This window comes from Pseudomonas syringae (assembly GCF_000737245.1).
In the GTDB taxonomy this organism is placed as follows: domain Bacteria; phylum Pseudomonadota; class Gammaproteobacteria; order Pseudomonadales; family Pseudomonadaceae; genus Aquipseudomonas; species Aquipseudomonas syringae_J.
Genome location: NZ_JPQU01000021.1, coordinates 45,122 through 67,741, shown reverse-complemented (window position 1 = coordinate 67,741; position 22,620 = coordinate 45,122). Strand labels below are relative to the sequence as shown.

Below are 22,620 nucleotides of genomic sequence, written 5' to 3'. Positions count from 1 at the left end.
TTGAGTGATAATTTTTGGGCAAAACGCTATCAGTAGTGACAATTGGTTGGCAAGTGTCGGATTAGTGCTTAGACAGGCAACTGCCAAGTCAGTGAATTTTCTCTAATACGTCGGCGAGCCGTTCTAACTAACTTGGGCGCTCCGCATTGGAGCTATTGCCGAGCCGCTAATAACAGGAGTGCATTCGAATGAAACTAGGGATAGCGATATGTGTCGCAGCGGTGCTTTCGGGCTGCGGTACGGTCAAGACTTTGAATGACGAGAAGGGTGCGGCGGATGATCTGGCTCGCTGGCAATCCAATTGTCATTCGATCCCCCGGGCTTACAGTGGCGCGTCTTATCAGTTCTGTAACTTGAACGCCCCCGCGCGCTCCGGTTCGCATTGGAGTGCGGGGACGATTGCGCTTGACCTTGCGCTGTCGGGAGTCGCAGACACGGTGATGCTGCCTTACACCGGTTACTTGCAGTACCAGCACGGTGATATCAAAGTCCGGCGCAAGCAATATTAGATCCTGCGCCGCTCATCGGCTCTTGCTGAGTAAATGTACTAGTACGCAACAAACCTGTAAGCGGATCGTTACAATGTGTCCGCGCCGGCTTGTGCGCACTTCTCATCATGCTCGGAAGCAGGACTTATCAGTGGCCAATATCACCTATCACCAACCCGCCGACTCCGCTTTTTTTCAGGGTTTCAGCGGTACTCCTACGCTGGTTAGCGCCAGCAACACGCTTATTGTTACGGCCGATGGCCCGTATAGCGCGGCGATCAGCGGAATTTTCAGCCCCACGGGCTCTGGCATCGCCAATAGCATCACGTACTCCTACGCTGGTACGCCGTATGTGACGTTCTCCGGGTTCAATATCAGCGCGACTAATACCTACGCGGTCAACAACCTGTTCCGGGGCGACGACCGGATTAGCGGCTCCTTGGGCAACGACACTTTTTACGCGTCGCTGGGCAACGATGACTACAACGGCGGCGCTGGGCGGGACACGATCGATTACGGCGTGACCAAAGGCAATGTCACCGTTGTTGCCAGCGGTACGGGTTATCTCGCCAAGGTTGCTGGCAAGACTGACGCGATGAACAGCGTCGAGCGTCTGGCATTCACCGATGGCACCCTGGCCCTGGACGTGAAGGCGGGCGAGGCCACAGGTTCGGTTTATCGCCTTTATCAGGCGGCCCTGGATCGCAAGCCGGACACCGCCGGGCTCAAGTATTGGGTCGATCAGGTGGATCAAGGCACCAGCGTTTCGGCCATCGCCCTGGGTTTTGTGCAGAGCAACGAGTTCCGTCAACTGAACCCTGCTGGCGATACGCCGTCCCTGCTCAAGAGTTATTACCAGAACGTCCTGCACCGCGCGCCTGATGCCACGGGCATGGCGTATTGGAGCAGCCAGGCTGCCGGTGGCCTGCCCGCCCACGAAATCCTCGTGGCGTTTGCCGAAAGCAACGAAAACCTGGGCAATACTGCAGCGGCGACCAAGGATGGGATCTGGTTGGGGTAACAACCCCGCTTGACCCGTCCTACGGGATACCCGATTGCACGCGTGCCAGTAGGAGCGGTTTGAGCCGCGAAGCGTTATTGCAGATGTTGCAGATATCCCGGCGTCTTCGCGGCTGAAGCCGCTCCTACGAGAACTGCGTCGTAATCAACCGGCAAACAACGCAACACCCTGATCCACCATGCCCGCCAGTTTGATCGCCATCTCCGACGAGTCGATAAAGTTGGCAACCACAGAGGCCTTTCCGATAGTGCCGGGATTAGCTGTCAGCTGGGACATCATGAAGGCAAGGCCTGTCGCATCCGGTGCGCGGTTGAAGGCGTTCTGGTACAGCTGGGTAACAAACGCCGTGTTATCGAGGGCGCCAGTAGTTTTGGCGAACTCAAGGCTGTTGACGAAGTTCAGCGCCAGTTGCGTGGTGCTCAAGCCTTGGCTGCTTGCGTCGACATACAGCGTCAGGCCGTTTTCTTCAGGGTTGCGGCCCAGAGCCAGCTTATAGAACTCGGCCACACGGCCGCTGGCGGTGGTGCTGTCCAGGACGAAAGTCTGGTTGTCGAATGTCAGGCGCTCGACGTTCTTCATCGTCACGACGTTGTTTGCATCGGTCAGCGAACGCACGGTGAAAGTGCCATCGGCCTGATGGGTGATGCCGTACTGGGCGCGCGTTCCGCTCAGCACTACGGTGTCGATGCCGCTGCCGCCGTCCACGCTGTCTGCGCCGCCTGCGGGGATAAAGATGTCTTTGGAGCCAGAGCCCACCAACGTATCGGCCAGAGAAGAGCCTTGCAATGTGCCGCCGTTTGCAGGCGCGGTCAGGGTCACGCCGACGCTGGGTGTCGACGGCGCAACCGGCACGACAACGGGCGGCGCAACGGTGTTATTGGTCACGGCTGCGGCGGTGAAGCTGGCGGCATCGGTGCCCGCCGCGTTTTGCAGGGCATTGAGGTCGTTGCCCACGGTTGGGTCGGTGTAGGCGACCGTCACTGTTTGGCCTGCGGTAACGGCGGTGGCCAGGGTCAGTGTGGCGGTCTTGGTCACGGCATTAATGGTGACGGCCGTAACTGTATCGACAACGCCGCCCACTTTGACCTCGAAGGTACCGTTGGCAGGCTTATTGACGGCGTCCAGGGTGGTGGCTTCTATGTAGCTAATCACCAGGCTATTGCCCGTGACGGCTGCGGAACCGAACACCGGCGCTACCGGCGCAGGTGCAGGCGCTGACACCAGAACACCGGTGAGGGCGGCCACTGAATTGAGCGTCAGCGTCGCATTGTTGCCTACGCTGTCTTTGAGGGTGCCACCATTGAGGTTCAGGCTGCCACCTATGCTGACGCCGTTGGCATCGGCGTTGCCTGTCGCGACGGTGTAGCGGAAGGTCAAAGCATTGGTGCCCGAGCCACTCACATAGTTGGCATACACCGTGCCGCCGGTATCCAGCGTAACGGCAAGACGAGGCGTGCCACCGCCGGTATCGACGGTCGTGGCTTCGTTGAAATTTACGGTGAAGTCGAGATTATCGCCCGCTGCATAGGTGGCATTGGCAGGGACTGAGACGCTGCCCACCGCGGGGCCGGTATGGTCGAGTGTGTAAGCAGAGCCCGCTGTGTAACCATCGGTTATCGCATTGTTGGAGCTGTCTTGTATCCCCGTGGCTGAGCTTTTCAAGTCCAGCCGCAGCGTGCCATCGCCTATAACACCGCTGACCCCGACGGTGTAAGTAGTTCCGCCGCCAGATATATATGAAACGGTGCCTGTGGCTGTGCCCGTGGGAGTCAGCGAGAAGTCGCTCGTGCCCACGCCGGTTACCGAGGCGCTGAACGTCACCGTGTATTGCAGCGCGCTGGCGTTAGTGGTTGCGGCGTTTACCCGGGTGATGGAAGTGACGCTTGGCCCAACTGCAATGACCATGGAAACACCTTTCGTAGAAATGACTTATCGGCCACCCGATGCCATCAATAAGGCTGAAAGAGGTGACATGTTATATGGCCAGTATTGCATGAGTGAAATGGGTTTTGGCGTTAAAGTGAGGGTGTTTTTTGGGACCTGATGGAACGGTATTGTCCTCAGCGCAGGGTATTGCGCCCCTGTCGTGCGGACGATGGCGTCAGGTCAGGCAACACAGTTTTCGCTGACACACCGCATCGTGGGCAAGCCTCGCTCCAACAGGTTTGGCGATCATCTTTAGGAGCCGAGCTTGCTCGCGATGCACGATGAAGCGATGTCCCAAGGGCGAGCCTCACCCCTACACGGTAGGACTATCACGCAATACGCAAAGCCTTCAGCACCACCAAAGATTTCTCAGCAAATGCCTCGGCCTGTCGAGTCAACTCCGCCAGGTTTTCTTCTGGGGTTTCCAGAATCTTGCCTTCAGTTACCAAGCGTTCACCCTGGCCTGCGAGCAGTTGCCAAACCTGTTGCGCCCATTCTGCGGGTTGTTTCTTGCCTTGTTTAATGGACAACAAAAACAGCTGCTCGAAACGACTGACCATCACCCCCCCTCCGGTGACCGGACTGGCGAGGAATTCCACTCGTTTTTCGAATTGGGCTTGCAGGCACAGATGTTGGTTGAGCGCGTTGCAGCGATTTTGCACCTGCTTTTCCGCCGCTTCGGACTGGCAAGGTGCGACGGCGCCCATGCCGATCAGAATGGCGATTGCCTGGCTCAAGACGGCGTAGTTCATGCCTGGCGCTGCGGTTGCGAGCTGACGCAATGTTTTGGGAGCGTTGGCCTTGGCGGACAGAGCTTCGAGCAGCGGGGCGTAGATTTCCTGTTGCAGTGTGGCTTCGCCCAAGGCTCCGGTAACTTTGGACGCTACGCTGTCCGACATTTGCAGCAGCACAACACGGGTATTGAGCATCCGGTCACGTTGTTCGGCCGCCGACAGCCGGGTTGCGCCCCTTACGTACAGATCCTTGCGAAATTGCTGGTTAACAAAGTAATCCCGTGCCTGCTCGCGCATGATTGGGTGGTCGATGCCTAGCAGAAAGGTTTGCGCTTCGGCACCCAGGTTGATCGCGTCCACGGTGTCGAAAGGCGTTGCGGTGGTGGCGAATTCGAGTTTGCCCGGTGCCAGTGCATCCACCACATCGGTGAAGTACATGCAGTTCCAGTCGCGGTTGAAGTACTCGTGAGCAACATATTGGCGGTTCTGGCCCTGAATCGTCTTGAGCTTGGCATCCAGATTTGGCACGGCCTGGGTGTACAGAGGATTGGCCGTCAACAGCGCTTCAGAGAACTGCAGCGCAGCATCCACCCGGGCCGTCCCGGTCTTGGCCGCCGACGCGAAGCGGTCATGCAAGGTGAACAGCTGGCGTAGCGGCGCGGAGGGTGACCAGCCGGGAAAGCAGTTGTAGCTGATATACAGAACGCCGCCGGGCTTGAGTTGGCGACGGGCGAACTCAGCGATCAGTTTATGGTTGTCGCGGCTGATCCATGTCCAAATGCCGTGCAGGCTAATGCTGTCGAACTGCGGCAGATCTTCGCGGGCCAGTAATTGTTCGAAGCTGTCGTCATAGAGTCGATTGTCGCCGCTGTAGCTAGCGGCTAGGCTGTTGGCGTGAGCGGCATGGGCCGGGTTGAAGTCAGTGCCCACATAATGGCTGGCGTTAGCGGCGGCGTGAATGTTGATTGAAACGCCTTGGCCAAAACCCAATTCGCAGTGGGATGCATTGGCGCTTTCGGCACTGGCCAGGCCGCGCAGCAGCAGGCAATAACGCTGAAACACCGGATTAATTTCCCGGTAATAGCCGTAGGTGTAGCCCACGTCCGTGAAATATCCTTCGTTCCAGGTATCACTCATATGCAGGTCCATTCGATATGTCGGAAAGTTACTTTCTTATAAATGTGAGGGCTGTTGCCTACAAGGAAAAAATTCCCATTTGCGTAATTTCCGTAGGACCGACTTTGCCGGGATAACGTCGGTACATCCGCCACATCTGGTTTGTCAGGACTACCGCTTTCCCGGCTGAAGCCGGTCCTACGTGTATTTCGTGGTTTCGCTCAACCCATGAATTTCACTGCCGACACAGTTGACATGCGCTAATGCAGTTCGCTCCGGACTAATAATCATGGTTTCGACAGTCACCCCCTACACCGATACACGCAACCGTGCCCTGGCAAACGAGGGCTACGATGGTGTGGTCATGGTTTCAGTTGCCGGTTATTACGGTACTGGCGTGTTGCTGTACAACGGCCAGGCGATTCTCACCGCTGCACATCTGTTCTCCAATGGCAGCACCTCTGCAACCGTGAAGTTCGAAACCTCCGCTGGGGCCCAGACGCTGACCTCCAGCAAGGTCATGGTCATGAGCAGCTATGACGCTGCCAACACTAATAATGATCTTGCAATTGTCTGGCTCAACGGCCACGCACCGCTTACCGCCAATCGCTATGAGCTTTATCGCAGCAGCGACGAGATCGGCAAGACATTCGCCCTCGTCGGCTACGGGCAGCCGGGGACCGGTAGCAGCGGCGAGTCGCTGGCCTATTCGGGCACGCCGATTCGCCAGAAAGCCAGCAATCAATTTGATGCTGATGCCTCAACGCTCAAAGCGACCCTGGGGCCCACTATGAACTGGACACCCTTGGCCGGGACGCAATTGATCGCCGACTTCGACAACGGCACCACGGCGCAAAATGCCCTGGGTCGTCTGATCAATGCCGGCAGCACCGGGCTGGGTTCGGCCGAAGGCTCTATCAGCGAGGGCGACAGCGGCGGCCCGGCATTCATCAATGGCAAGGTCGCGGGGATCGCCAGCTATATCACCAGCCTGAGTCAGGGTAGCGTCCACCCGGATATCGACAACAGCGTCAATGCCTCTTACGGTGAAATCGCTGCCTGGCAACGGGTCAGCGCCTATCAGCAAGCCATCGACCAGACCTTGCGCGCCAATTACGTGAGCGCCCCCACCAAGGCCTCCGAAGTGAAGCTGGCTGTCACCGAAGGCAACAGCGGCATCGTCGATGCCTACTTTTTGCTCGAATTCACCGGCGTGCGCAGTAACCCCACCCAGCTGTTGAGCGTTGATTACACCACTCGCGACGGTACGGCCAAAGCGGGGGAGGACTACATTGCGGTCAAGGGCACGCTGGTGCTGTACCCCAATGAAAATCAGGCCGTTATCCCGGTGGAGATCCTGGGTGATCGCATCCCCGAAGCGGACGAAACCTTCTTCCTCGACGTCAGCAACCCCGTGGGCGGCAGCTTCGGCAATGTGCTGGTGTTGACAGGCATGCGAACCATCGTCAATGACGATGTTTTTGTGTAGCCACCCTTGAACTGCCGTTGAAAATAAGGCACTAAAGCACCCCGTTGTCCGAAAGTGCAGCGGCGTTTTGAATTTAAATACACTTCAAAAGAAGGCAGTCTCCATGACCCAAGTCCCGACCCTCACCCTGAATGGCACAGATCACGCAATCAGCGATCTTTCCGAAGCCGCTCGTTTGCAGGTAGCGAACATTCAGATCGTGGATGCAGAATTGACCCGTCTGCAGCAGCAGGTTGCAATTGCCCAGACCGCGCGCAATGCCTACATGTCAGCGCTGGTGGCAGAAGTTGAAGCTGCACCCAAGACGGCACCGAAAGCCGCAGCCAAGAAAACCAACAGCAAGGCCAAAGTCAGCAAGGGTTGATCATTGGCAGTTGCGGGCGTCAGGTGCTGGGCCAGGTGAAGTGACCGGCAGTGCAAGATGGACTCGATAAAAACAAACCCCGCGGCTTTGAAGGCCGGCGGGGTTTTTTATGCTTTGACCGTTCCCGTAGGATCGACTTTAGTCGGGAAGACGTCGGTGCATCCGCAGCATCTGCTTTGACAGGGTTAATGGCTTTCGCGGCTGAGGCGGTCCTACGAACCGGTCTTACGGCGTGAAGCCTACCATCAGAGAAGACAGCCGATGATTGGCCAGACGCAGCTCGGCGATGATCTGTGTGCATTGTTCGGCGCTCAGGGTGGCGCGGTCGTTGCGGAACTCGCGACACTTTTGCAATGCGCGGGCTTTGCCTTGGACCTGGTCGGCGGCAAGGTCAAGCTCGCAACCGATCAAGCGTTGGCTGAGCAGGCGGAACATATCATCACTCATGGATGGGCTGTCTAACACCGCTTCGCTCGGGCGCAGGCCGTTGGTCTGGGTAAGGGCGAACATATAGTTGGAGGCGCCTTCCAGCCGCACGCTGCCCCCGGGAATCGCCACAATCAGCGGAAAATAAGGTGCCAGCGACGGCAGGATATGGTTGGGGAATACCTCGGCTTTCCAGTAACTGCGTACCACTTTGATGAAGTGCTGAAAGTCTCCCACAGGCACAAGCCTCGCCTCGTTGAACGGGAGGATCTCGACCTTGGGCTTGTGGCTGAACACCGTATCGTTGGACACATCCACGTAAAGCGTGCCGATCACGAAAGCATTCTGGAAATACTCGCCGCGCAAATCGCCCCACACCTGGCGTGCCGACCCACCCGCGAGCAGGAACGCCAGTAAGGCCGCCTGCCCTTGGGCAGCGGCGCCGTGCATCGTCAGATTATTGAGTTGTGTTAGGCAGTGCTCAGTGGCCCGGGAAATTTCCAGGCACTGACCCAATGGATACGGCTTACCCAATTTGACCGGTTGCGCCTGGCTCAAACGCCCGTCGAGCCCAGCCCGCAGGCTCTGGAATAACAGCTCCAGAGCCGCGAGGTGTGGCAACAGATGGTGCTCGGTCAGCATTTGCTCATGGGCCCAATCTAGAATGCGCGGCTCGTTGGGCAATAACGGGCCGCTGCGCGGGCAATCGGACATGACTATCCGAATACCAGGTTCATGCCCGAAGTCGTGGCATTTGACAGGTCCACGGTGGTGCCAGTCAATTTGATTACCACATCCGCAGCGCTGAAGCCTGCTGTGGCATCGGCGTTGTGGACAATGTAGGTGTCTGTTTCGTAGTTGAACCAGACCGCAATGTTGGTGGAGACCCCCGACAAAGCCTGCGTCAAAGCATCACTCAGGTTGGCCGGGGCTGCCGGGGAGAACTTTGCGGCGGTGAATGTCAGACCCGCGGCGTTTAATATGTTGCCAAAGAACAGCTGGTCCCCTGCACTAAAATCCGTGATGGTGGTGAACTGCACCGCGGTGGTGTCTTGGGCTCTCGCGCCGGATACCAGAATGGTGTCACTGCCAGTGCCGGAAGTAATCGTGCTGCCGACCGATCCAGTGGTCACTGTCGTCGTCGCCGTGATGGAGTCATTACCCGAACCCGTTTTGACAACCAATGCTGCCTGCCCACCGGCAGCATTGGTAGCCGCCGTGGTGATGGTCAAGGCCCCGGTAGCGGCGGACCCATCGATTTTGTTCAGATTCGATGCCCCGCCGCCCGTTTGTGAGGCTACGGTCAAATTTAATGCCTGGTCGCCAGTAATCACGATGGACTGCGCGCTGTTGTCGACGATCCGTAACACGTTGCCGGAGGTCACCCCGCCGGAATTGATAGTAATTGCTTCAATGCCCTGAGATGTGATCGAACCGGCGTCGGTGGCTTTTCCCGCCTGGTTGTTGAAGGTGTAATTGAGTACGTCACTGCTGCCCGCCACACTGGCGGTATCGAACCCCAGGGTCAGGAAAGAGCCCGGCGTCGAGCCCGTCACGTTGATGTCGAAGCCCGAGGCAGACTCCTTCAGGTTATCGAGCGTATAGGTGCCGTTGCTCGGGGCGGAAATCAACACCCCTGCGATCTTCGAGTTAACCAGCTGGGAAACATCCAGCGAGCCGCTGTTGGCCGTACCGGCCAGATCGAGCAGTTCAAAGCTCTTGAACGCGGCTGCATTGCCTGAATTGATCAAGGTCGCTAACACCGTATCGATGCCTGCGCCGCCGTCGATGCTGCTGGTGTTGGCTATTGTGGCCGTTCCCAGCAACCGGTCCGCGCCCGAGCTGCCGATATAACTCTTGATGTTATTGCTCAAGGCGATGGTGAGGCCGCCGCTGTTGACCGACGCATCGACGCTCGAGCCGTTGAAGCCAAGCGTTGTGCCCAGGTCAACCTTACCTTGCCCGGTCAGCGTGAGGGTTGCAGTCGATGCGTAATCGTTAGCGCTCAATACGGTGGTCAGGTCGGTGGAAGCGTTGACAACAAGCTTGGTAACAGAGCTGGTTTTTCCCAGGTCGATAAGTCCAACTTGGTTGGCTGCGCCTGTAGAGCTGATGGTAACCGTGGTGGCCTGTGCAGAGCCGCTATTAACCGAAGTCGTTTTTACTCCGCCATCAAACAGCAGGCTGATGGCGTCAGTGGTTTTAGACATAGTGAAATTCAAGGCGCCAAGTGTGCTGGTTTTATCGCCCAGCATCGCCACCATGGTGCCGGCTTGCACGTTGTTGAAGGCGACGGCAGCCGTTGACACATTACTCGCCACGCCTTTCAACCCACTGACCCCGGCAAGGTCAAAGGTCGACACGCTGCCGCCGGTGTGTTGATCGCGTATCTGCAACTGCTCAATGTTAGTCAAGGTCGCCGCAGGCCATGAGCTTGCCGTCGCTCCGGTCACCGTAAGCGACAAGGTGTCGGTACCCAAGCCGCCATCCAGGGAGTCGCCCTTGTTGAACGTTTCTGATGCGGGGATGCTCGCATCCAGGGTACCAATAAAGGTGTCGTTGCCGGCGCCGCCAGTCAGCGTTTCAGCGCTTTTATTAAGGGTGTACGCGGTATCAACCGGTGTGGGCGTTACCGGGGTAACGATTGTGGTGCCGGTGGCCGTGGCAACCGAGGCGCTCAGGCTGGCCGTGGCATTGCTCAATGAGGTCGGAGTCGCGTCCACTGAAGCCAGAAACGCGCGGCCGGAAGCGGCGGCAGTGGCACCGCTGTAGCCGCTGATTTCTGAAGGCGTATCAAGTTGCGCCGTGAACGACTTGGCAATGGCCAGCTTGTTGACCACTGCCAAGGCATCGCCAGGGCCGGCTGATGACTGCATCTGATACGCGGCTTGAGCTTGCGTGAGTGCTCCGCTTTCAATCTGCGCGACCCAGAATGCGAGGCCTGCAGGCTCTGGTTGACGGTTGAACAGGTTCACATAAATCGCGGTGATCTTTTGCTGCGTGGACACACCGGCGTACAACGCATTGGATTCCGAGGAGCTCGCAAATCCGGCAATCATTGCTCCCGGGCTGCCATTGGCCGTATCTATCTGGGTCGCCCAGAATACCAGCCCGACCGGATCAGCAGGGCGCCCGAAGTAGGCGATATAGAGTTGCTGTACCTGATCAAAATAAGTCGAAGCAGCCATTTCTTTTTCCTGAATCCGCCGGTAATGGACACAGCGAGGGAGGCAAAAAACCAATGAGCTGGCAATTTAGCACTACCTTCTTACGAAGAGAATAAATGTTGTAGCCGTGGCATGGCCTTCTGGCCCTTACGGCAGCATGTTATGTTTGCAGCCGCTTTTCACTTCACCTACCGGATTGCTATTACCGATATGTCTGATGCTCCCGTTCTGATCACTGGCGGTGCTGGTTTCATTGGCTCGCACCTCACTGACGCGCTGCTCGCCAAGGGCTATATGGTGCGCATCCTCGATGACCTTTCAACGGGCAAGCGCAGTAACCTGCCGCAGGATAACCCACGTGTCGAATTGATCGAAGGTGATGTTGCCGATGCTGCGCTGGTGTTGCGTGCGGCTGAGGGTTGTCAGGCGGTGGTGCATCTGGCTGCAGTAGCTTCGGTTCAGGCATCGGTGGACGATCCGGTAAAGACTCACCAGAGCAACTTCATCGGCACGCTGAATATCTGCGAAGCGATGCGTCTGGCGGGTATCAAGCGTGTAGTGTTCGCGTCCAGCGCGGCGGTCTACGGTAATAATGGCGAAGGTCAGGCCATCAGCGAAGACACGCCCAAGGCGCCGTTGACCCCGTATGCCTCGGACAAGCTTTCCAGCGAGCATTATCTGGACTTCTACCGCCGCCAGCACGGGCTGGAACCGGTGGTGTTCCGCTTCTTCAATATTTTCGGCCCGCGCCAGGACCCCTCGTCGCCTTACTCCGGGGTGATCAGCATTTTTGCTGAGCGTGCCGAGAAAGGCTTGCCGATTTCGGTGTTTGGCGACGGCGAGCAGACCCGTGACTTTTTCTATGTAGGAGATCTGGTCAAGCTGCTGACCCAGGCGGTGGAACTGGCGAAGGTCGAGGAGGGCGCGATCAACGTTGGCTTGAATCAAACCACCTCGCTCAATCAGCTATTGTCCGCGCTTGAGCAGGTGGTCGGTGGCTTGCCTGAAGTGTCCTACCAATCTGCTCGCTCGGGAGACATCAAGCATTCGCGCGCTAACAACCAGCGTTTGCTCGAGCGTTTCATGCTGGCTGAGCCAACGCCGCTTGGCATCGGGCTGGGCAGGTTGCTGGGGCGCTGAGCAAGGCTGAGTCAGATGGCCTCGTTAACGGGGTTGCCCACGACTGTCGCTCGCGTTGCCGAGCTGCGTTGCGCCAGGTAATTGCCCAGGCGCATCGCGGGTTGTTCTATGTAGCGGTAGGTCAGCGCTGAGACGAAAATCGTCCCGGCCAGTGAGGCCAGCATGTAGGCGCCAGTCGGCCATTGCTGCAGCCAGCTGACATTGCTGACTTGCACCAGCCACGACAGCGTGTAGAACACCACCGGGTGGAACAGGTACAGCGAATAACTGATTGTCCCAAGCCATACCAGCCACGCTGGCCGCACTTTTCCGTAGATGGCCAGACCTGCGAAGGTCGCGACCCCCAGTGCATAGGGCACGAAGAAGTGCAGCACTTTTATTTCCGGGGTGATCAGCAGGTAATGGCCGACCGCGACGGTCGCCATCAGCCACCACACGGCGATGTAGCCGAAAACCGAAAGCCGGGCAAACCAGTGCATGGGTGTCTTGTCATACCAAATGCGGAACAACGCCCCCCAAAACATGACCCCCAGATGCAGCGCAAGCATTGCCAGCGCTGGTGTTAGCGAAACGGGAAGGGGCCTGCCGATAAATGACAGGACAATTGGTAACAGGCACAGCGCGCTGAACAGCAGTACCAAAGTACTGAGCACCGCCGCCGAACGCAGCACCCCGCCGAAAAACAGCAAGACGCACAGCGCATAGAACGCCAGCTCAGTTTGTAGCGTCCAATACTGGCCTTGCACCGAGGGCATGCCCAAGGCTTCCTGGACCATGGTCAGGTTCAGGAGTATCGCGGTCACGGAAATTTCCTTGCCCCACAGGTACCAGAACGTGACCAGGCCAAAAGGGATGGAAAACCAATAAATGGGATACAGCCGAAACAGGCGTTTGATAAGGAATTCACGGCAAGATCCGGCGCGGTCGGCCCGTAGGCTCGATGGGATCACGAAGCCGCTAATGGCAAAGAATATCACCACGCCGATCCGGCCGAAGTCGGCAAACCAGGCGATGTCGTGCAGACGATCCTGGACGGAGGGTGCGGCGATCAGGACGAAGTGTTCGCTGGTGTGCATCCATACAACCAGCAGAGCTGCAATCGCCCGTAGACAGTCAATGTGCGCGAAACGGGTACCCGGTACATTCATTTGATGGCAATCCTTGCTCACCGAACTTTATTTGTGCCGGGATTGTATCTGCTCTGTACCAGTTTATTAACAAGTGTTTTCAGGCAAAAAAAACACCCCGCAGGGTGTTTAATGGGGTGGATGCCGAGTTACTCGGTGGCAACCTGAACCCGCCAGTAGGCGAGCAGTTGTTCCAGCGTCGAGCGCAGCTTGATCGACGGTTTCCAGCCCGTGGTATTGCGCATCGCTGAGGTATCGCCAGTTGCCGTGGCGATGTCTGAAGGGCGCATGCGTTCGGGATCTTGAGTAACGCTGATGTTGGCGTCGGTCATTGCCAGCATCTCATCGAGAATGCCGCGTATTTGGCGCGGCTCTCCAGAACAGATGTTGAAGCAGCGCGGGTATTGCGTGTCGAGCTCCGACAGCTGCAACAGCTTTACATAAGCGTCGCAGACATCAGCGACATCAAGGAAGTCGCGGCTGGCTTCCAGGTTGCCGACTTTCAGGGTTGGCTCCTGTTTTCCAGCTTCGATCAGCGCGATCTGGCGTGCAAATGAGGCGGTGACAAAGTCAGGCGATTGCTGCGCGCCGATGTGGTTGAACGGTCGCACAATCACACCCGGCTGGCCTTGGCGGAAGTATTCGTTGAACGCGGCTTCGGCAGCCAGTTTGCTGGCGGCATAGGGGTTGAGCGGTTGGCACAGGGTGTCTTCACGCAGCGCCACGCCTTTCTTGAAGCTGGCGCCGTAGACTTCCGACGAGCTTACAAACAATACGAAGGCATTCGGAGCGAGGTTACGCAGCGCTTGCAGCAAGTTGACGCTGCCAATCACGTTTGTTTGCCAGGTCAGCACAGGCTCCTTGAAACTCATGGGAACGCTGGTGATGGCGGCAAGGTGGATGACGTGCGTCGGTGCAGCGTCGGTGATCGCTTGCTCCAGGGCATCGGCGTCGCGAATGTCACATTGCAAGGTCTGGTCGGCGTGTTGCTGGGCCGGTGACGTCGAGCTGGTCAAGGCAATGACGTGTTGCCCGGCCTGCTGCAGGATCTTGCAGAGGATCTGCCCAACGAAACCGTTGGCGCCCGTAATAAGGATGCGTTGCATGGTCGGTATTTCCTTGATGGCCGTGGCGCAAGCGAGCGAGTTTAACAGGCCCGCGGATGAGACAGTCTTTGTCGGCATTGGTGCCCCTCGCTGTCACGTTTAGCATTGAGCACAACCGGTATCCTTTAGTCGACGAGGCGATAGATATCCAGCGTCTCTTTGGCGCAGCGTTTCCAGGAAAACTCCTGGGCGCGCAGCAGACCTGCCGCAGCGACCTCGTTGCGTAATGGCTCATCGCTTAGCAATTCGCTCAATTGCGCCGCCAACTGCTCGTCGTTGCCGCGATCCACCAGACGAGCGCTGCCCTGAGTGAATTCGGACATTGAGGTATCCGCTGTGCAGATTGATGCGACACCACATTGCATCGCTTCGAGCACCGGCAGCCCGAACCCCTCGTACAACGATGGATAAGCGAACACCGCCGCGCCTGCATACAGCGTCGGCAAATCCTGACCAGATACGAATGACAGCTGGCGCAGGCCATGGCTGGCTTCCAGAATCTTGATGCGATCATTGAGTTCCTGATTATGCCAACCTGGTGCACCGGCCAATACCAGCGGGAATTCCTCGCGCAGATTTTGCGGCAGGCGGCACCAGGCGTCTATCAGGGTATCTACGCCTTTGCGAGGCTCCAACGTGCCAACGAACAACACATAACGGCCATGCCGCAAACCATACTGATCTAGCGTTGTGCGGGTCTGCTCTGCGGTCTGCGGCCTATAGCTTTCGGCAGCACCCAGGTAGACCGTGCGGACCCGGTCGGCGCCTACGCCGAAATCGCTGATCAGCTCGTCGCGAATAATGTCCGAGTCGGTGATGAGGAAATCTGCACGCTCAAGGGTTTTGGGAAGTTGCGCACAAAGCCATTCCACTCTCTTTTGCGGGTGAAATTGCGGGTAGTGGATAAAGGAGAGATCGTGAATGGTGGCGACACTCTTGCCTGCATAGGCTTTGAGAATGAAGTTGGGCTCGTGATAAACATGGTTGCGAAACCGTCCCGCGCTCATTTTCAGCTGCGTACTACGCAGTATTTCTCTGGCGCGGTAAGCGAATGTCCAACTGCGCAGCAGATTGCGGAGCTGCGAAGAGGAGGTGGGCGCGCCGGGAGCATATTGCGCGCTGGAGCTGATGCAGTTGGCAATGGCTTGCTCAGCCGTGTAGTGGCGCGAGCCAATGAAGCAGTCGATATCCTCGATCTCATCGTCACGCAGCTGTTCAATCAGGTTGAACGTGTAGTTGCCTATGCCTGTGAGCGGAGGGATGAGGGATTCGATATTGAGCAATAGCTTCATGAAGTCGAGCTTACCTGTCTGCGCCGGCGCGGCGAGCAATCTATGAGTTGAAGGTGAGGCGGCTTACCCGGATCGGTAAGCTGACGCGAGTGGGCGAGTTTAACAGGGACCGCGCCGCTAGCGGCATTCAAGGTGCCGAAACTCTGCCCGCCTGGCTTAACCATTGGGAAGTGGGGGGGCTCATCCGGTGGGCGATGACGATGCTCGGGCAGGGGCAGGTAAAGCGCTTGTCAGAAACGGGTAGATGACCAAGGGTTGCTCGCTTACCAGGCAGAAACCGAGGGGAAATTATGCTCGCAACTCTATTCATCAACGGTTTGATATGAGGCGGGCATGCTGGCATCAGCTCCAGCATGCCCTCACGTTCATGAGACGATGGTTACATCCAAATGCCATTTTGCAGCTCAGCGGCGGTGTTGCTGACGTTCTCGTTGCTCTCGGAGAACGATGCCAATACATCATTGGCGCCAGCGCCGTTGGCCATTTGATTGCTCCAAAACGCCAAGCCCGTCGCGTCGGGTGCGCGATGTAATACGTGTTGGTAATAGCTGTTAATCAGGGAGGCAGAGTCAGTGTTCGGATTGACAGTTTTGAACTCGTTGCTGTTAACGAATTCCATGGCAACGTCAGCCAGGCTGACACCCGCATCGAGTTTCTGGGTCCAGAGCTTCATACCCGTGGTGTCGGCTTTGCGATCAAATGCTGCCTGATAAAGACGATAGGCCGAGCCTGCGTTTTGGCCCGCAAGGACGTCCAGCGCCAGCGTCGTACCGTCTTCCTGAAAATTGACGCGTTCGATGTTGAAGAGCGTATCAGTCTTGCCCAGACCTTTGACTGTGGCGACTGTGCTCACTGACGAGACGGTAAAATCGCTCTTTAGTGCTGAATAGTGCACGGTGTCGATACCCGCGTTGCCGCTGTAAGTGTCGTTGCCCGGCCATGCGTAGAAGTGATCATTGCCATTGGAGCCGATGTACTGGTCATTGCCGCTGAAGAGCGAAGTGGTGTTCGCTGCGTCGCTAACTTTGACGTTGAGCCCGCTAATGGTGACGTAAGGTGTGTCATTGAGTGAATAAGTGATACCGGTGAAAACGCCCGCTTGTGAATTACCTGACGGGAAGATGCCGCTCAAGTCCGCCTTGTAATTACCTTCACTGAAGACAATGTGGGTGCTCGAAGTCGATACCACTTGCCCGGTAGCGCCAGCTTGGGCCGCTTTGTTCAAATCGAAGTTGTCGAGAGGCTGGTTAAAGGTAATACGTGCCATTGGATTGGTCCTTATCTCTAGTAAAAAAATCGGGGGCAAAGGTGGTGCGGCCCGATCAGACCAGCCACAGCCCGTTATAAAGTGCGGCGGCGGTGTTGCTGATGTTTTCCTGACTTTCGGAGAACGACACCAGCATTTCGCTGGCCGACATGCCGTTGGCGGCCGCGTTACTCCAGTAATCCAAACCCGTTGCATCGGGTGCTCGATGCAATACGTGTTGGTAGTAGCTGTTGATCAGGGTGGTGGAGTCAGTGCCCGGATTGGCGGCCTTGAACTCGTTGCTCGTGACGAAACCGGTAGCGACTTCGGCCAGGCTGGTGCCGTTGTCCAGTTGCGTGGTCCAGAACTTAAGGCCAGCAGTGTCAGGTCTGCGATCAAATGCAGCTTGATACAAGCGATACGCCGATCCCGCGTTTTGGCCTGCCTCGACATCTATAGCCAAAGTAGAGCCATCACCAAAGCCAATGCGTTCTACGTTGGACACGACGTCGATCTTGCCGTCGACTTTGATCGCATACGCTCTGCCATTGGCATCCACAGTGCGAGTGACGATAAGGCCCGCTTTGCTGTTGTACTGGACAGTATCAATACCTGCGCCACCATTAATGGTGTCATTGCCTGCGCCGCTTTTGATCACGTCATTGCCTGCCGAGCCAATGACAGTGTCATTGCCTTTCAGAACTTCATTCAGCGCGCTTTTGAAATCGAAGCCGCCAATGTGCTCGGCCACAACCGCCGCATTGGCGTTCATGTCGGTCAATTCGTAATACAGGCCGTTCTGGTAGGCGACCGTGGAAGTCAGCGTGCCGCCTGATACTTCACCGTTCGTGAACTGAAAGCTGCCGAAGTAATCTTGGGTTCTGACGCCGTCGGTCGCGCGAATGTGGCCGGAGTCCACAATGGGGAATGTCCCGTCCCACGCCTGCAAGTTGTTCATGTTGATCGGTTGATGCAGCTTGAGGGTCGCCATTTATCTTCCTTAATCAATGCATCGACAGGCTACGGGTGGCGCTGAGTTGATCCTGGCCGGCGGCTTTGACGGCTTCATGCCGTGTAGTCGATGCGGATACAAACAGGATACAAATTGAAATGTGCAGTCGCTCTGACCCGGCCAATGAAGAATGGTTCCTATCTGTCTCAAATACTTAACAGTGGATCGCGTCAACTATCTATGTTGCATACCCCCTCCAGCCCCCGGATAATGCGCGCCTCACTACGCACGTAGTACAAGAATGGAGTTGCTATGTTCACCCCGGTAATCCTGGCTGGCGGTAATGGTTCCCGCCTGTGGCCGCTCTCGCGCCAGAGCTTCCCCAAGCAATTTCTGGCCCTGGATGGTCAGGATCAGGGCACGATGTTTCAGCGCACGTTGGCTCGGCTGCAAGGCCTTGAGCATTCGCCTGCCGTTGTCGTGAGTAACGAAAATCATCGTTTCATCGTTGCCGAGCAGCTGCGTGTGGCGAAGATGGGCAGCCGTCGCATCATTCTTGAGCCGCTGGCGCGCAACACTGCGCCGGCCATTGCTTTGGCGGCACTTGAAGCCAGCGCTGATGGCAGTGATCCAATCCTGCTGGTGCTGGCTGCCGATCACCATATCCATGATGAACAAGCGTTTCGCGCTGCCGTCCAGGTCGCCCAGGTCCACGCCGAAGCCGGCCGTCTGGTGACCTTCGGCATCACGCCGACCCACGCCGAAACCGGTTTTGGTTATATCCAGTGCGGCGCTGCCATCGAGCAGGGTGGTTTTGCGATTTCCGCTTTCAAGGAAAAGCCTTCGCCGGAAATGGCTGAAGAGTATCTCGCCTCAGGTGCGTACCTGTGGAACAGCGGCATGTTCATGTTCCGTGCCTCGGTGTTCCTCAATGAGCTGAACGAGCATCGCCCGGAAATGCTGGCAGCGTGCCGTGCCGCCTTGGCCGAGTCTGAAGCTGACCGCACTTTCCTGCATGTGCCCGCCGAGCAATTCGCACTGTGCGTCGATGAATCGGTGGATTACGCCGTCATGGAGCACACGGCTGCAGGTCTGGTTGTACCGCTGGACGCAGGCTGGAATGATCTGGGCAGCTGGTCGGCGATCTGGGATGTCGGCCCGCATGATGCCAACATGAATCGCCTTGAAGGCGACGTCATGGCCATTGATACCAAGAATTGCCTGGTGCAGTCCCATCATCGTCTGGTGGCGACCGTCGGTCTTGAAGACCTGATCGTGATCGAAACCAAGGATGCGGTGCTGGTTGCCAACAAGAATGACACCCAGCAGGTCAAGGACGTGGTCAAGCGCCTGCAGGCTGAAGAGCGTGCCGAGTTCGTGACCCATCCGCTGGTCAACCGCCCGTGGGGTCACTACGACACCGTGGATCGCGGCGAGCGTTATCAGGTCAAGCGCATCAGCGTGCTGCCGGGCGAATGCCTGTCGTTGCAGATGCATTACCACCGCGCCGAGCACTGGATCGTGGTATCCGGTACGGCCAAGGTGACCTGTGATGATCAGGAGCTGATCCTCTCGGAGAACCAGTCCACCTACATCCCGCTGGGCGTCAAACACTCCCTGGCCAACCCGGGCAAAGTGCCTCTTGAGTTGATCGAAGTGCAGTCCGGCTCGTACCTGGGCGAAGACGACATCGTGCGGTTTGAAGACCGTTACGGGCGTCTGGCCAAGTAAACCGAAACGCTGCATAAAAAAACCGCGTCGATTGACGCGGTTTTTTTTCGCGTGAGCTCAACCGAGTGTCTATAAATGAGAGAAGCATTCGGACGAAGGGTCGATTCAGCTCCCGTTTCCAGTGCCGATAACTCGTCTGAACTCATTAGGATCGGTGCCGCCCATGTTTAACACCCGCTTGAAGAAGGAATTACAGGCGCAAGAAGCCGAGCTTTCTATTTATCGGCAAATGGAGCGGGGCATGGACTCGCAGATGTTGTCGGTGACCCTGGACGCGAATTACCGCATCACCCAAGCCAACGCCAACTTCTCCAAGGCACTGGGTTATAGCGCTGAGCATTTGCAAGGCCGTGGCATGGATGAAATCGTTCCGGCTTACGTCAAGCAGCTCGACTGCTATCGCAATCTGCGCACCGGCATCGCGAACGGCGAGTCGGTGATCGACAATTATCGTTTCCTTAAAGCGGACGGCAGCCTGGCGTGGGTGAGGGCGATCTGGTATCCGATCATGGGCGACGACGGCAAGCTCTCGCATATCCGGTGTTTTGGCAGTGAGATTACCGACGCGATTGAGCTGGCGACGGAAAACGCCGCCTTTATTCAGGCTTTGCTGCGCTCGACGGCCGTTATCGAATTTGACCTGACTGGCCATGTACTCAAAGCCAACGACCAGTTCCTGAAGGGCATGGGGTACAACCTGGCGCAGATCGTGGGGAGGCACCACAGCATCTTTTGCGAGCCGGCCGAGGTTAATTCACCTCAGTACAAGGAGTTCTGGGCAACGCTGAACCGGGGAGAGTTTGTTGCTGACCGATTCAAGCGTGTCGACGCCAATGGCCGTGAAGTCTGGCTGGAGGCGACGTACAACCCGGTGCATGACGCTCAGGGCAATCTTTACAAAGTGGTCAAGTTCGCCACGGTGATTACTGATCAGGTGGAGCGTGAGGTCGAGGTCAGCGACGCGGCGGGTATCGCGTTCGAGATTTCCCAGCAGACCGATCTCACCGCTCAGCGTGGTGCCAGCGTGGTCAAGGATACGGTTGAGACCATGCGCAAGATCTCCGAAGAAATGCAGTCGGCTTCTCAGGGCATCGAAGCGTTGGGCAAACAGTCGTTGTTGATCAGCTCTATCGTGCAGACCATCGGCGGCATCGCCCAGCAAACAAACCTGCTGGCGCTCAACGCGGCCATCGAAGCCGCCCGTGCCGGCGAGCAGGGTAGGGGCTTTGCGGTGGTGGCCGATGAAGTCCGGCAGCTAGCGGGCCGAACCAGCGCCGCCACCGAAGAAATCGTCAACGTCGTGCAGCAGAACCAGAACTTGGTGGATGAAGCCGTACGCGGCATCGCCAACAGTCGAGGCCAGGCTGAGCAAGGATTGGGGCTGGCCAATGACGCCGGCGCGGTGATTGTGGAAATCCAGGAAGGCGCACGGCAAGTGGTTGGCGCGGTGAGCCGGTTTGCCAATCAGTTGAAGTAGAGGCAAGCCGATAGACACGTAACCCATGTGGGAGCGGTGCTTGCCCGCGATAAGGTCGACTCGATTCTAAGTTAAACCGCGTCCAGCCTTATCGCGGGCAAGCCTCGCTCCCACAATAAAACGTATTCCAGTTCAGCTCCGCGCTTTCGAACAGCCCACGCATTGCGTACCCTTGCGGACCAAAATGCCGCTTCAGGGGAACCGCTGCGCTCATGACTCTTTCTTTCAAACACTGGCGCAAGGGCCTGGCCCTGGCTGTGCCGTTTGCCGTTCTTCTTGTGGGTTGCGACAGTTCGGACAAGACGCCAGCGCCGCCACCTGCGCCGCCGCATACCACTTACACACCGGCGAACTGGGATGCATTGCCAGCGGTTGCCGATAGCGATCTGCAAGCCGGATTTGCTTCGTGGCGCAGTGCCTGCGTGCGGCTCAAGGCGGATGCGGTCTGGGGCGCGACCTGTGCAGCATCAGCTACTGTGCCGCAGGAGCCCAATGCAACGCAGATCCGCAGTTTCTTGCAGGACCGGTTGCAGGTCTACAGCATGCGCTCGGCCACTGGCAGCGCTGACGGATTGATTACCGGTTATTACGAGCCGGTCTACCCTGGCAGCCTGACCCAGACGCCTCAGGCCTCTGTGCCGATTTATGGCGTACCGGATGATTTGATCATCGTTAATCTTGAGAGCATCTACCCCGAGCTCAAGGGCAAGCGCTTGCGTGGGCGTCTTGAAGGGCGAGTGCTCAAACCGTATGACGATGCTGCGACCATCGGCGCTCAGGGTCTTAATGCGCCGGTGGTTGCCTGGCTGACCGACCCGATGGACCTGCAATTCCTGCAAATCCAGGGTTCGGGTCGGGTGCGTCTGGATAATGGCCAGCAGCTGCGCATCGGTTACGCCGATCAGAACGGCCGCCCTTATCGGGCGATTGGCCGCTGGCTGGTGGAGCAGGGTGAGCTGAAGAAAGAAGACGTCACCATGGGCAGCATCGCCGCCTGGGCCAAGGCACATCCCGAGCGCATCCCGGATCTCTTGGCGAGCAACCCCAGTTATGTATTTTTCGCCCGCAACCCGGACAGCAACGAAGGCCCTCGCGGCTCGCTGAATGTTCCATTGACGGCGGGTTACAGCGTGGCGATCGATCGTAAGGTGATCCCGCTGGGGAGTTTGCTCTGGCTGTCCACGACGCGTCCGGACGGAACCCCGCTGGTGCGCCCGGTAGCGGCGCAGGACACCGGCGGAGCGATTGCGGGTGAAGTGCGAGCTGATTTGTTCTGGGGCACCGGCGACGAAGCCGGGCATCTGGCGGGGGATATGAAGCAGAAAGGTAATGTGTGGTTGTTGTGGCCCAAGGACATGGCGTTGCCGGAGGCTGCACAATAAGGCGGTGATGACCTCGGCAATCATGAACCTGTGGGAGCGAGCTTGCTCGCGAAAAGCCCGGTACATCAAAGCCGTTTTCGCAGTCTGACAAAACGCCTTCGCGAGCAAGCTCGCTCCCGCAGGGGGGGGTGTCTGACACACCGCGTCATCGTTCTTCGCGGGCAAGCCCAGCTCCAACGGAAGTACGCGGTCAGTCTGTGGGAGCGTGGCTTGCCCGCGATAAGGTCCGTGCGATCTAAAGTGAATCGCCTCTGGCCCCATCGCCAGTTCAGCACCGCTCCCACAGAGATCACCTGACCCCGTTGGAGCGAGGCTTGCCCGCGAATCCAGACACCTCGTTCTCAAGGCTGGCACCTATTCAATGTGGGAGCGAGCTTGCTCGCGAAAGCTGCAGTCCAGGCGACAAATCACCGTCGGATGTAATGGCCTCTTCGCG

The 22,620-nt window shown here is 57.6% G+C and carries 17 protein-coding genes and 1 pseudogene; 9 read left to right on the top strand and 9 right to left on the bottom strand.

Going from position 1 to position 22,620, the window contains the following annotated elements:
• The first annotated feature begins 188 nt into the window (after window positions 1-188).
• Window positions 189-509, top strand: coding sequence for a YceK/YidQ family lipoprotein (locus IV01_RS19270; RefSeq protein WP_032626816.1), 321 nt, complete (start codon window positions 189-191; stop codon window positions 507-509).
• Between the two features lie 130 nt (window positions 510-639).
• Window positions 640-1,509, top strand: a complete 870-nt coding sequence (locus IV01_RS19275) for a DUF4214 domain-containing protein (protein WP_032626814.1) — start codon at window positions 640-642, stop codon at window positions 1,507-1,509.
• A gap of 144 nt (window positions 1,510-1,653) precedes the next feature.
• Here IV01_RS19275 and IV01_RS25855 read toward each other — a convergent pair whose 3' ends face one another.
• Window positions 1,654-3,414: a SwmB domain-containing protein gene (locus IV01_RS25855; protein WP_050507312.1), complete on the bottom strand. Its 1,761-nt coding sequence runs from the start codon at window positions 3,412-3,414 to the stop codon at window positions 1,654-1,656.
• Window positions 3,415-3,764: 350 nt separating this feature from the next.
• Window positions 3,765-5,306: a class I SAM-dependent methyltransferase gene (locus IV01_RS19280; RefSeq protein WP_032626812.1), complete on the bottom strand. Its 1,542-nt coding sequence runs from the start codon at window positions 5,304-5,306 to the stop codon at window positions 3,765-3,767.
• 268 nt (window positions 5,307-5,574) lie between these two features.
• Here IV01_RS19280 and IV01_RS19285 point away from each other — a divergent pair, with 268 nt between their 5' ends.
• Together IV01_RS19285 and IV01_RS0124670 are read left to right on the top strand one after the other, a co-directional pair.
• A complete protein-coding gene (locus IV01_RS19285) occupies window positions 5,575-6,774 on the top strand; it encodes a trypsin-like serine protease (RefSeq protein ID WP_229636096.1) in 1,200 nt (399 codons plus the stop codon).
• A gap of 103 nt (window positions 6,775-6,877) precedes the next feature.
• A complete protein-coding gene (locus IV01_RS0124670; protein ID WP_050507311.1) occupies window positions 6,878-7,138 on the top strand; it encodes a DUF6447 family protein in 261 nt (86 codons plus the stop codon).
• A gap of 225 nt (window positions 7,139-7,363) precedes the next feature.
• Here IV01_RS0124670 and IV01_RS0124665 read toward each other — a convergent pair whose 3' ends face one another.
• Together IV01_RS0124665 and IV01_RS19290 are read right to left on the bottom strand one after the other, a co-directional pair.
• Window positions 7,364-8,278: a hypothetical protein gene (locus IV01_RS0124665; protein ID WP_050507310.1), complete on the bottom strand. Its 915-nt coding sequence runs from the start codon at window positions 8,276-8,278 to the stop codon at window positions 7,364-7,366.
• Window positions 8,279-8,280: 2 nt separating this feature from the next.
• A complete protein-coding gene (locus IV01_RS19290) occupies window positions 8,281-10,752 on the bottom strand; it encodes a DUF4214 domain-containing protein (protein ID WP_032626809.1) in 2,472 nt (823 codons plus the stop codon).
• Between the two features lie 189 nt (window positions 10,753-10,941).
• On the opposite strand from IV01_RS19290, the gene IV01_RS19295 reads away from it, so the two are divergent.
• Window positions 10,942-11,871, top strand: coding sequence for an NAD-dependent epimerase/dehydratase family protein (locus IV01_RS19295; protein ID WP_032626873.1), 930 nt, complete (start codon window positions 10,942-10,944; stop codon window positions 11,869-11,871).
• A gap of 11 nt (window positions 11,872-11,882) precedes the next feature.
• Here IV01_RS19295 and IV01_RS0124660 read toward each other — a convergent pair whose 3' ends face one another.
• From IV01_RS0124660 to IV01_RS0124650, 5 genes are all read right to left on the bottom strand, one after another.
• Window positions 11,883-13,019 carry an acyltransferase family protein gene (locus IV01_RS0124660; RefSeq protein WP_050507309.1) on the bottom strand — a complete coding sequence of 379 codons (1,137 nt, stop codon included), beginning with the start codon at window positions 13,017-13,019 and terminating at the stop codon, window positions 11,883-11,885.
• Window positions 13,020-13,147: 128 nt separating this feature from the next.
• Complete coding sequence (locus IV01_RS19300) at window positions 13,148-14,104, bottom strand: GDP-mannose 4,6-dehydratase (protein WP_032626807.1); 957 nt, start codon at window positions 14,102-14,104, stop codon at window positions 13,148-13,150.
• A 125-nt stretch (window positions 14,105-14,229) separates the two neighbouring features.
• The gene (locus IV01_RS19305; protein WP_032626804.1) at window positions 14,230-15,396 is read right to left on the bottom strand and encodes a glycosyltransferase family 4 protein; all 1,167 of its coding nucleotides are present in this window, start codon (window positions 15,394-15,396) and stop codon (window positions 14,230-14,232) included.
• Between the two features lie 379 nt (window positions 15,397-15,775).
• Complete coding sequence (locus IV01_RS0124655; protein WP_050507308.1) at window positions 15,776-16,663, bottom strand: DUF4214 domain-containing protein; 888 nt, start codon at window positions 16,661-16,663, stop codon at window positions 15,776-15,778.
• 55 nt (window positions 16,664-16,718) lie between these two features.
• Complete coding sequence (locus tag IV01_RS0124650) at window positions 16,719-17,633, bottom strand: DUF4214 domain-containing protein (RefSeq protein ID WP_050507307.1); 915 nt, start codon at window positions 17,631-17,633, stop codon at window positions 16,719-16,721.
• A gap of 273 nt (window positions 17,634-17,906) precedes the next feature.
• Between IV01_RS0124650 and IV01_RS19315 the strand changes: the two genes are divergently transcribed.
• From IV01_RS19315 to IV01_RS19325, 4 genes and pseudogenes are all read left to right on the top strand, one after another.
• The gene (locus IV01_RS19315; protein ID WP_032626801.1) at window positions 17,907-19,325 is read left to right on the top strand and encodes a mannose-1-phosphate guanylyltransferase/mannose-6-phosphate isomerase; all 1,419 of its coding nucleotides are present in this window, start codon (window positions 17,907-17,909) and stop codon (window positions 19,323-19,325) included.
• 163 nt (window positions 19,326-19,488) lie between these two features.
• A pseudogene (locus IV01_RS27375) lies at window positions 19,489-20,259 on the top strand (PAS domain-containing protein); the annotation flags it as partial.
• Complete coding sequence (locus IV01_RS27370; RefSeq protein WP_418903512.1) at window positions 20,245-20,802, top strand: methyl-accepting chemotaxis protein; 558 nt, start codon at window positions 20,245-20,247, stop codon at window positions 20,800-20,802. The pseudogene IV01_RS27375 and the gene IV01_RS27370, both read left to right, overlap by 15 nt.
• Before the next feature lie 212 nt (window positions 20,803-21,014).
• Window positions 21,015-22,184 carry a murein transglycosylase A gene (locus IV01_RS19325; protein WP_032626798.1) on the top strand — a complete coding sequence of 390 codons (1,170 nt, stop codon included), beginning with the start codon at window positions 21,015-21,017 and terminating at the stop codon, window positions 22,182-22,184.
• Window positions 22,185-22,620: the final 436 nt, after the last annotated feature.

Excerpts from the sequence above, each read along its gene's own strand:
- IV01_RS19270 (WP_032626816.1), top strand. The coding sequence starts at position 189 with ATGAAACTAGGGATAGCGATATGTGTCGCAGCGGTGCTTTCGGGCTGC.
- IV01_RS25855 (WP_050507312.1), bottom strand. The coding sequence starts at position 3,414 with ATGGTCATTGCAGTTGGGCCAAGCGTCACTTCCATCACCCGGGTAAAC.
- IV01_RS19280 (WP_032626812.1), bottom strand. The coding sequence starts at position 5,306 with ATGAGTGATACCTGGAACGAAGGATATTTCACGGACGTGGGCTACACC.
- IV01_RS19285 (WP_229636096.1), top strand. The coding sequence starts at position 5,575 with ATGGTTTCGACAGTCACCCCCTACACCGATACACGCAACCGTGCCCTG.
- IV01_RS0124670 (WP_050507311.1), top strand. The coding sequence starts at position 6,878 with ATGACCCAAGTCCCGACCCTCACCCTGAATGGCACAGATCACGCAATC.
- IV01_RS0124665 (WP_050507310.1), bottom strand. The coding sequence starts at position 8,278 with ATGTCCGATTGCCCGCGCAGCGGCCCGTTATTGCCCAACGAGCCGCGC.
- IV01_RS19290 (WP_032626809.1), bottom strand. The coding sequence starts at position 10,752 with ATGGCTGCTTCGACTTATTTTGATCAGGTACAGCAACTCTATATCGCC.
- IV01_RS19295 (WP_032626873.1), top strand. The coding sequence starts at position 10,942 with ATGTCTGATGCTCCCGTTCTGATCACTGGCGGTGCTGGTTTCATTGGC.
- IV01_RS0124660 (WP_050507309.1), bottom strand. The coding sequence starts at position 13,019 with ATGAATGTACCGGGTACCCGTTTCGCGCACATTGACTGTCTACGGGCG.
- IV01_RS19300 (WP_032626807.1), bottom strand. The coding sequence starts at position 14,104 with ATGCAACGCATCCTTATTACGGGCGCCAACGGTTTCGTTGGGCAGATC.
- IV01_RS19305 (WP_032626804.1), bottom strand. The coding sequence starts at position 15,396 with ATGAAGCTATTGCTCAATATCGAATCCCTCATCCCTCCGCTCACAGGC.
- IV01_RS0124655 (WP_050507308.1), bottom strand. The coding sequence starts at position 16,663 with ATGGCACGTATTACCTTTAACCAGCCTCTCGACAACTTCGATTTGAAC.
- IV01_RS0124650 (WP_050507307.1), bottom strand. The coding sequence starts at position 17,633 with ATGGCGACCCTCAAGCTGCATCAACCGATCAACATGAACAACTTGCAG.
- IV01_RS19315 (WP_032626801.1), top strand. The coding sequence starts at position 17,907 with ATGTTCACCCCGGTAATCCTGGCTGGCGGTAATGGTTCCCGCCTGTGG.
- IV01_RS19325 (WP_032626798.1), top strand. The coding sequence starts at position 21,015 with ATGACTCTTTCTTTCAAACACTGGCGCAAGGGCCTGGCCCTGGCTGTG.